The organism is Bacillus sp. LR_5 (assembly GCF_042709275.1).
On record NZ_JAVAXX010000256.1, the window covers coordinates 1 to 9,089 of the forward strand.

The 9,089-nt window shown below is 42.9% G+C and carries 10 protein-coding genes; all 10 read right to left on the reverse strand.

Annotated elements, in window-relative coordinates:
- Positions 1 to 44: 44 nt before the first annotated feature.
- Positions 45 to 383: a cytochrome c551 gene (gene cccB / locus RAC86_RS30445; RefSeq protein ID WP_014481036.1), complete on the reverse strand. Its 339-nt coding sequence runs from the start codon at positions 381 to 383 to the stop codon at positions 45 to 47.
- Positions 384 to 431: 48 nt separating this feature from the next.
- Positions 432 to 1,277, reverse strand: coding sequence for a YitT family protein (locus RAC86_RS30450; protein WP_003242677.1), 846 nt, complete (start codon positions 1,275 to 1,277; stop codon positions 432 to 434).
- Positions 1,278 to 1,443: 166 nt separating this feature from the next.
- Positions 1,444 to 2,545 (reverse strand): peptide chain release factor 2 gene (gene prfB / locus RAC86_RS30455; RefSeq protein WP_010886623.1). Its coding sequence is split into 2 segments (ribosomal slippage): positions 1,444 to 2,472 and positions 2,474 to 2,545, totalling 1,101 coding nucleotides; the frame shifts between segments, so codons are not numbered across the junction.
- A 69-nt stretch (positions 2,546 to 2,614) separates the two neighbouring features.
- Complete coding sequence (secA, locus tag RAC86_RS30460; RefSeq protein WP_003228033.1) at positions 2,615 to 5,140, reverse strand: preprotein translocase subunit SecA; 2,526 nt, start codon at positions 5,138 to 5,140, stop codon at positions 2,615 to 2,617.
- 167 nt (positions 5,141 to 5,307) lie between these two features.
- Positions 5,308 to 5,877: a ribosome hibernation promotion factor gene (hpf, locus tag RAC86_RS30465; RefSeq protein ID WP_003228031.1), complete on the reverse strand. Its 570-nt coding sequence runs from the start codon at positions 5,875 to 5,877 to the stop codon at positions 5,308 to 5,310.
- A gap of 190 nt (positions 5,878 to 6,067) precedes the next feature.
- Positions 6,068 to 6,445: a DUF8042 domain-containing protein gene (locus tag RAC86_RS30470; RefSeq protein ID WP_003244377.1), complete on the reverse strand. Its 378-nt coding sequence runs from the start codon at positions 6,443 to 6,445 to the stop codon at positions 6,068 to 6,070.
- A 9-nt stretch (positions 6,446 to 6,454) separates the two neighbouring features.
- Positions 6,455 to 6,796, reverse strand: a complete 342-nt coding sequence (fliT, locus tag RAC86_RS30475; protein WP_014481040.1) for a flagella biosynthesis regulatory protein FliT — start codon at positions 6,794 to 6,796, stop codon at positions 6,455 to 6,457.
- The gene (gene fliS, locus RAC86_RS30480; RefSeq protein ID WP_003219733.1) at positions 6,793 to 7,194 is read right to left on the reverse strand and encodes a flagellar export chaperone FliS; all 402 of its coding nucleotides are present in this window, start codon (positions 7,192 to 7,194) and stop codon (positions 6,793 to 6,795) included. The genes fliT and fliS overlap by 4 nt, the downstream gene beginning before the upstream one ends.
- Positions 7,195 to 7,215: 21 nt before the next feature.
- Entirely contained in the window at positions 7,216 to 8,712 is a 1,497-nt protein-coding gene (locus RAC86_RS30485) for a flagellar hook-associated protein 2 (RefSeq protein ID WP_033884626.1), read from the reverse strand.
- Positions 8,713 to 8,729: 17 nt separating this feature from the next.
- Complete coding sequence (gene flaG / locus RAC86_RS30490) at positions 8,730 to 9,059, reverse strand: flagellar protein FlaG (protein ID WP_015714794.1); 330 nt, start codon at positions 9,057 to 9,059, stop codon at positions 8,730 to 8,732.
- Positions 9,060 to 9,089: the final 30 nt, after the last annotated feature.

Genomic DNA, 9,089 nt, shown 5'->3' on the forward strand with positions numbered 1-9,089 from the left:
GCATAAAAACATCCTTGCCGGCACTCGGCAAGGATGTTTTTATCTTACTTTTTTTCGGACAGCCATTTGGCAATAACAGCGGCTTCGTTATCCTCTACAAGCCCCTTTGGCATATTGCCGCGGCCGTTTTTAATAATGCTTTCAATTTTGTGTTCATCGTATTTGCCTCCGACCTCTTGGAGATTAGGCCCTGACACACCTTCTAAATCCTTGCCGTGGCAGCCTACGCAGCTTTGCTGATATAATTCTTCCCCTTCAGATGCAGTGGCTTCCGTCTTGCTGCCAGTGTCTGTCTTCTCTTCTTTTGCATCGTTTGATCCGCAGGCAGCCAACAGAACAGAAAGCGCAAATCCAATCATTAGTATCGATAACTTTGATTTCATGTTGAGAAGCACAACTCCTTTACGATCTCTTCCATATTATAACCTCGTTTAAGCGCGTTTGAAACCCTCGCCCAGCACCTCGCTCGCGTCTGCTACAATCACAAAAGCTGACTCATCAATCTGTTTGACGATTTGTTTCAATTTGGTGAATTCAGTTTGCCCAACCACGCACATTAAAATCGGACGGTCATCGTCAGTATATCCGCCGACTGCAGAAATTTTTGTCACGCCTCTGTCAATCTTCTGTAAGACAGCCTCCTTGACAGCCTGCTCCTGCTTTGTAATGATGAGCGCCATTTTTGAACGATTAAAGCCGACTTGCACAACATCAATGGTTTTGCTGGACACATAGACGCCAAGCATGGCATATAAGCCTTGCTCAATATTAAATACAATCATAGCCGTAACAACGATCATTCCGTCAATGATGGCGAGACACTTCCCCAATGACAGACCGGAGTACTTATGAATGATCTGTGCAGCCAAGGCTGTTCCTCCCGTCGATCCTTTCCCTAAGTACACAATACCAATTCCGATACCTATCCCGACACCGCCAAAAATCGCCGCCAAGAGTTCATGATGAGTGGCGGGCTGAATATCCCTTGTCAGAAACACTACTAGCGGCAAAAACACAGAACCTGCAAGCGTCTTTAGCCCAAATTTCCCACCGAGCAAAATGACGCCAGCAATAAATAAAGGGATATTAATAATCCACTGTACATACGCTGCTTCAAAACCATATGATTGTAAAATCGTACTGATCCCGCTGACACCGCCGGCGGCAATCTTGTTCGGAAGCAAAAATACATTAAAGGACACGGCCGTAATCGCTGCTCCTATCAATATGTATACATAATCCCGCAAAATCCACAATGTTTTATTCCGTACGTCCATCATATATCCTCCGTTTCTTCCAATGCTCTCCGATAGCATTTTAATCCTTCCCTGATTAGATGTAAATAACACCCAAATACAGTGGTAATATGCTAAAGCAGCAGTGAAATCAAGGATATAAGGAATTAAAAAAACACACCCGTATGCATCAGGTGTGTTTTTCAGCTTATGAAAGCTTAGAACGCAGGTAGGCATCAATAAACGTATCAATGTCACCATCCATTACAGCTTGAACGTTCCCCATTTCTGTATTGGTCCGATGATCTTTTACCATGGAATACGGATGGAATACATAAGAACGGATTTGGCTGCCCCAGCCGATTTCTTTTTGTTCACCGCGAATTTCATCCAGCTCTGCCTGCTGCTCTTCAATTCTGCGCTGATACAGCTTGGCCTTCAGCATTTTCATGGCTCTTTCACGGTTTTTAATTTGTGAGCGCTCCGTTTGGCATGTCACAACTACGTTCGTCGGCAAGTGAGTAATCCGAACGGCTGAATCCGTCGTATTGACGTGCTGTCCGCCCGCGCCGCTTGCACGGTACGTGTCAACTTTAATATCCTCCGTACGAATATCAATATCAATTTCATCGTTAAATTCAGGCATGACTTCACATGAAACGAAAGATGTGTGGCGGCGGCCTGATGAATCAAATGGTGAGATCCGCACAAGACGATGGACACCTTTTTCTGCTTTGAGATACCCGTAAGCATTATGTCCTTTGATGAGCAATGTCACTGACTTGATTCCAGCCTCGTCACCTGGAAGATAATCGAGTGTTTCTACTTTAAAGCCGCGGCGCTCTCCCCATCTTGTATACATTCTAAGAAGCATAGAGCCCCAGTCCTGTGACTCTGTACCGCCAGCACCAGGGTGCAGTTCTAAAATCGCGTTATTTTTATCATACGGTTCGCTGAGAAGAAGCTGAAGCTCAAACTCATTGAACTCTTTTGTTAATGATTTTAGTTCTTTTTCAAGCTCAAGCTGGAGATCAGTGTCCGGCTCTTCTTTCAAAAGATCATGAGTCATTTGTAATTCTTCGTGGGATTCATTCAATTTTTTATACGAATTGACATAATCCTTTAAACCGTTTGCTTCATTTATAACCGTTTGAGCTTTTTGCTGATCATTCCAGAATTCCGGATCAGCCATTTGTTCATCTAGCTCAGCAATGCGGGCCTCCTTTGATTCGAGGTCAAAGAGACCCCCTAAAGTCCGCTAAACGAGAAGCCATATTTTCGAGCTCTGCTCTGATTTCTGATAATTCCATTTCATTCACCTCATTAAAAGATCCGCAGGCGCCTGCAGGCGCCGCGGTCAGTAAACTTGCCGGGGCGAACTATTCAGTACGGCCGCAGCAATTTTTATATTTTTTCCCGCTTCCGCAGTGGCATGGGGCATTTCGTCCGATATCAACCACTTTGCGAACCGGTGCTTTCTTTGCTTTTTTGTTATCGTCGCCTTCTTGCGGCTGATGAGCTGTTGTTTGACCTTGTACAACCTCTTCACGCTCCAGATTGTTTTCAATCTCAGCTTTCATCACAAATTTTGCGACTTCGTCCTCAATTGATTCAATCATATGCTCAAACATCGCAAAACCTTCCATTTGATACTCACGAAGCGGGTTCGTCTGCGCGTAAGCACGAAGGTGAATCCCTTGGCGGAGCTGATCCATCGCATCAATATGATCCATCCATTTAGAATCAACGGCACGAAGAACGATAACTTTTTCGAATTCGCGCATTTGCTCTTTGCCGAATTGCTCTTCCTTCTCATTATATTTTGTGATGATGCGATCCATAATGAGCTCAAGCATTTCATCCGGTTCTTTGCCGAAGATATCGCTCTTCTCAAGCGCACCTTCATCAAGATAAGTTGTGTTGATAAGATCAACTAGACCGTCAAGCTTCCACTCCTCAGGAAGCTCTTCTCTTGGCGTATAGGCTGCAATTGCGCGTTCGAGAGAAGACTTGATCATATTTTCAACGATTTCACGCAGGTTTTCAGAGTCAATGACTTCAAAGCGCTGCTTATAGATGACCTCACGCTGCTGGCGGAGAACATCATCATATTGCAGAAGCTGTTTACGCGAATCGAAGTTATTGCCTTCGACGCGTTTTTGAGACGATTCTACCGCGCGAGATACCATTTTGCTTTGGATTGGAGTAGAGTCGTCCATGCCGAAGCGGTCCAGCATCGCCATTGTCCGCTCAGCTCCGAATCTGCGCATCAATTCATCTTCCATAGAAAGATAAAATTGAGTAATCCCCGGGTCTCCCTGACGTCCGGAACGACCTCGAAGCTGATTGTCAATCCGGCGTGATTCATGTCGTTCTGTTCCGACAACAGCGAGCCCGCCAAGCTCTTTTACACCTTCGCCAAGCTTAATGTCCGTTCCGCGCCCCGCCATGTTAGTCGCAATCGTAACTGCGCCTTTTTGGCCGGCCTCTTCAATGATCTGCGCTTCACGTTCATGGTTTTTGGCATTTAACACTTGATGCGGAATTCCTTTGTTTTTAAGCAGCTTAGAAATCAATTCAGATGTTTCAACGGCAACCGTACCGACGAGAACAGGCTGTCCCGTCATGTAACGCTGTGCGACATCCTCCGCAACTGCCTTAAACTTTCCTTCCATCGTGCGGTAAATTAAATCCGGTCGGTCATCACGGACAACAGGCCTGTTGGTAGGGATCGTGACAACCTGCATGTTGTAGATGTTGCGGAATTCTTCTTCCTCTGTCTTAGCTGTACCCGTCATACCGGCAAGTTTTTCGTACATCCGGAAGTAGTTTTGGAACGTAATCGTCGCCAAGGTCATGCTTTCGTTTTGAATCTCAAGCCCTTCCTTCGCTTCAATCGCTTGGTGAAGCCCCTCACTGTAGCGGCGGCCTTTCATCAGACGTCCCGTGAAGGAATCAACAATAACAACCTGTCCGTCTTCCACTACATAGTCAACGTCCTTTTGCATCGCAACGTGAGCTTTTAAGGCCTGGTTGATATGGTGGTTGAGCGCGACATGCTTCACATCAAAGAGGTTATCGATGCCGAATGCTTTTTCCGCCTTCGTCATTCCTTCTTCAGTAAGCTGTACAGCTTTTGTTTTGATATCGTACGTGTAATCCTTCTCCGCTTTTAACGTGCGGACAAAAGCATTTGCCTGTACGTACAGCTTAGTGGATTTTGCAGCTTGTCCAGAAATGATAAGCGGTGTTCTTGCTTCATCAATTAAAATAGAGTCAACTTCATCTATTACCGCAAAATGAAGCGGGCGCTGAACCATCTGCTCTTTATAAAGAACCATATTGTCACGCAAATAGTCGAAGCCAAGCTCGTTGTTTGTGGAGTAAGTAATGTCAGCGGCATAAGCTTCCCGTTTTTCGTCTTTTGACATTGAGTTTAAATTCAAACCGACAGTCAAACCGAGAAACTCGAAAATTTTCCCCATTTGCTCAGCGTCACGGCTTGCCAAGTATTCGTTGACAGTCACGACGTGTACGCCTTTACCGGTTAACGCATTTAAATAAACAGGCAAGGTAGACGTTAATGTTTTCCCTTCCCCCGTTTTCATTTCCGCTATATTTCCGTCATGAAGCGCCACGCCCCCCATGAGCTGGACTTTAAACGGAAACATGCCTGTTACGCGGCGTGAAGCTTCTCGAACAACAGCGAAAGCTTCAACAAGAAGATCATCCGTTGTCGCCCCTTTTTCAAGACGCTCTTTAAATTCAATTGTTTTATGTTTCAACGCGTCGTCAGAGAGATTTTCATAGTCTCCGCGAATCGCATCAATATCGTTAGCAATTTTTTCGTATCTATTCAGCGTACGTTTTGTTGGATCAAACATTTTATTTAAAATTCCAAGCATTTATAACGCTCCTCTATCATCACATGCCTATTTTAGAGGCATGTATAAATAATTTACTAGTCCATGTATACCTCTCATTATCATATCATACCTTTTGTTATTTCCAAAGAATTTGCAAATAAGAAAAACAAAAACCTTCCGCGGACATCACGGAAGGCTTCTCTTCATTATTCAGTCGGTTCAATTAAGCCATATTTCCCGTCATTTCTGCGGTACACGACATTTGTAAGGTTTGTTTCCGCATTTGTGAAAACAAAGAAATTATGGCCGAGCATATTCATTTGCAGGATCGCTTCTTCACTATCCATCGGCTTTAAATTAAAGCGTTTCTGACGGACGATATCCAAGCTCTCCTCCTCTTCTATGTCATCCTGAACCGCAATATCTGTATCAGAGCCAAGACCGTTTGCCAATAAATATTTTGGAGAGCCCTGCTCACGGAATTTACGGTTTACTTTCGTTTTATGCTTACGGATTTGACGTTCCAGTTTGTTTGTTGCGAGATCAATTGCGTTGTACATATCCTCGTTATGCACCTCGGACCGAAGCGCCAGATCTGTCATCGGAATCGTAACCTCAACCTTAGACTCCTTGTCATTGTAAAACTTCAAGTTGACGTTCACATCAGCATCCACGCTATGGTCAAAATAGCGCTCCAGCTTGCCGATCTTCCTCTCGACATGATCCTTTAACGCGGGTGTCACTTCAATATTTTCTCCTCTGATGTTATAGTTCATCAAAGAACGCCTCCCTTTTATTAAGGATATGTATCTATTTCTCTTTTACCCTTTACAATTCCTGCTGAAACATAAATCTTTTGTGAAAATTCAGTGAACTTTGTCGAATTTTGTTTGTATTTGCTCTGTTATTGGCGGTTCGGAGGTATATGTATATGCTGATTGAACGAAACAAATACCTCACACACGCCTAATTGATTAAAAAGGGTTCCATACATTGATGAATAGACAGCATCCATTTTCTATAATGAATCAGAAAATGTTCCTTTAAATACTCACAGAACTCATGAGAGGGAAAAGAGAAAGAGACCAATTGATCAAACTCCGCAAAAATTTGGTCAAATGCTTTCACACAAATTTCAGCACACCGCGAATCCATAATGAAGAGAAGTGTTGAATGTGTTGAATCCAAATAAAAAAAGGCTTGGATCAGATCTTGGTAGATCCGATCCCCTTCTGTTTTTGATAAATTCTCTTCAGCCTCTATCAAATAACACAACCCTTCTTCAATGGTAAAAAGAAGATGATAATAAGCTGATAAAAGCGTATAATCTTCAATGCTCTTCAAGGCACTCACCTATTTACGCTTGTCATAATATGTGCCGTCAATCGTAATGTTGTTATAAGGGTTTAAATACGTCGTATGCATCACACGTTTTCTTTTCATCTGCTGAAGTTCTGCTGCGATTGACTGCTTCAGTCGTTCCATTTCCTTCACAATAAGCTGATCCCATGTCAGCACTAGCTTCATCTGCTTTCGCTCTTCTTCTGAAAGCGGCAGAGATATCTCCTGAATCAGTTCAGACCGTTTAGCCACAAAGTCTTCAATTTGTTTTAAAAGCTCATCGCTTTCCGGCGTATTTTGTATGTGTGACAGCATACTCTTCGTCTCAGTGTATAGTTGATCTATGTTATTCATGCGATCCCGCCTGATCCGTGCCGGTCCTTCCGTTCACTTTGAATCGCTTGTTTCCAAGCATCGCGAAAATCTGTTACATAGCCTTCAACCTCAGCCAGCATACTCGTATCATTTTTGATATTTGCCTGTACCAATCTTCGATACATATAATCGTACATCGCACCCATGGAAGCGGAAAGCTCTATGTTACGGTTAAGTGTAAAATTTAATTCCTGAATAATATTTTGCGCTTTAATCAGATTCTCATTTTTACGTTCCATATCATCATTCTCGATGGCCTGAGAGGCAAGTCTTATAAATTTCAAACAGCCATTATACAGCATAAGCGTCAGTTCACCGGGTGTAGCCGTATTCACTGAATTTTGCTGATAGGCTGTATAAGGATTTTGGATCGCCATGTGTCATCCTCCAAATTACATTTATTGTACAAGAAGCTGTGATAAATAGGACGCTTGTTCGTTCATTTTTTGAATCGCAGAATCCATTGCACTGAATTTTGTATAATAGCGGTTTTCTATTGTGGTCAACCGGTCCTGCATTTTGGTAATATCTGTGCTGATCGTGTTTAAATTTTTACCGATTGAATAATCATTGGTTCCCATTGTCGAGTTGCCGGCTTTTGCTTCAATGCTCTTCACCGTACTTTTTAGGGTGTCACCGATGCGTTTCATAATCCCTTTATCACTATAGGCGCTGCTGTTCGACCCACTTGTAAATAAAGCGGCAACGCTTTGCGGATCTTCTTGTATTTTGGCTTTCAGTTTGTCTTCATTAATCTCTAAATGCCCCCGCATTTGGTAAGCACTTGAGGTTGTTATGCCGAATTCTGTCAATTGATAGGTTTTCCCATCCGCATTAACTTGAGTATAAAAGTCAGTCCGCATTTGGTTCGTGCCGGTGCTGATGCTGGAATCATTTCTAAGCAATCCGCTTTTCGCCTTCTCCTCCCAGAGCTCTACCTCTTTATCGGACATGGCTTCTTTTTGTTCACTCGTGAGCGGCGTATAGTCTCGGTATTTTTCTTCTTTCAGCTTTTCATTCAGGCTGTCAACCATTTCATTGTATTTATCTACAAACTCTTTGATTTGGTTATAAATCCCGTCAACATCAGTAGAAACAGATGTGGTAACAGGGCCTGTGGCTGCAGTTGTATTTTTAATCGAGTAAGTAACACCATTCACCGTGAAATTGTTTGTCAGCTTCTCCATTTCAAAGCCGTTGATTGTGACTTTGGCATTTGTGCCTTCTTTGTAAGCAGTGAGCTTATTATCAGCATCCAAAGAAAAACCAAGCTGGCCGGACATAAAGTCAGCTGTAGCAGAGTCTGCTGCCTGTATGCTGCCCCCTGCACCTGTTGCTTTAGAAGAAAACGCAATTGTTTCTACGTACTCTGTACCATTCCAAATTTTATCTTTAAAAGCTGATACTCCTAGATCTGAGCTGTTAAGTTTAGAAATCACATTATCAATCGTATCGGCGCTCGTCACACTAATGTTCACTGCTTTTGCCGTTGTTTCGCCAGGCGCTACAACGTTAAATGCCAAATTGTAATCGCCTTGAGTGTATCCCGTATAATTGTTTGCCTTATACGTTGCTGCGGTTGCCAAGCTCGCCACTTCAACAGTAGAAGAAGAGTTTGGTGCACTTGCGCTTCCTGTAGCAGTTAACACAGACTCATTAGAGCTTGTCACAGTTTTGCTCTGATACGTGCTAGGATATGTCAACGTATTTTTAGACATATAATCTTGCAATTCTTTTATTTTTGTATTGACTTCACGATAGCTGTCACGCTGCCATTCAAGAGTCTGCTTTTTTTGCTTCAGCTTATCAAGCGGGGCTCTTTCTGTCTGCATCAGCTTTGATACAATATCATCTATATCCATTCCTGACGCCAGACCTGTTATTCTTGTGACCATCTCAAACCACTCCTATTCTACTTTTTTTCATCTACAAATAACCCAAGAAATTCAGTCATAGCCGCATAAAAATCAAGCCACCGTTTTGGTGGAATTTCGCGGATCACTTCATTTGTAGAGTCCTCTATTACCTTTACATAGTATTCATTTAACTTGTCATGAAGCTCGAACTTCAGATGAACTTGCGAAGGTTCCAAAAGCTTGTTCATTTCCCCCACCATTTCAGCAAGATTGGTATCTGAAACTTGATGAACAGGAACCTCGTTATCATTATCTTTCTGATTATGTATTTGAGTATCATAACGATCCCAAACAGGTTGTAACGTAGTGAGCCTTTCAATGTTCAATTGATCATCCCCTATGCCCCAATCTATCGT

Coding starts and splice junctions, on each gene's coding strand:
- secA (WP_003228033.1), bottom strand. CDS start 5,140: ATGCTTGGAATTTTAAATAAAATGTTTGATCCAACAAAACGTACGCTG.
- RAC86_RS30485 (WP_033884626.1), bottom strand. CDS start 8,712: ATGGTCACAAGAATAACAGGTCTGGCGTCAGGAATGGATATAGATGAT.
- fliS (WP_003219733.1), bottom strand. CDS start 7,194: ATGGCGATCCAAAATCCTTATACAGCCTATCAGCAAAATTCAGTGAAT.
- RAC86_RS30450 (WP_003242677.1), bottom strand. CDS start 1,277: ATGGACGTACGGAATAAAACATTGTGGATTTTGCGGGATTATGTATAC.
- cccB (WP_014481036.1), bottom strand. CDS start 383: ATGAAATCAAAGTTATCGATACTAATGATTGGATTTGCGCTTTCTGTT.
- fliT (WP_014481040.1), bottom strand. CDS start 6,796: ATGAATAACATAGATCAACTATACACTGAGACGAAGAGTATGCTGTCA.
- hpf (WP_003228031.1), bottom strand. CDS start 5,877: ATGAACTATAACATCAGAGGAGAAAATATTGAAGTGACACCCGCGTTA.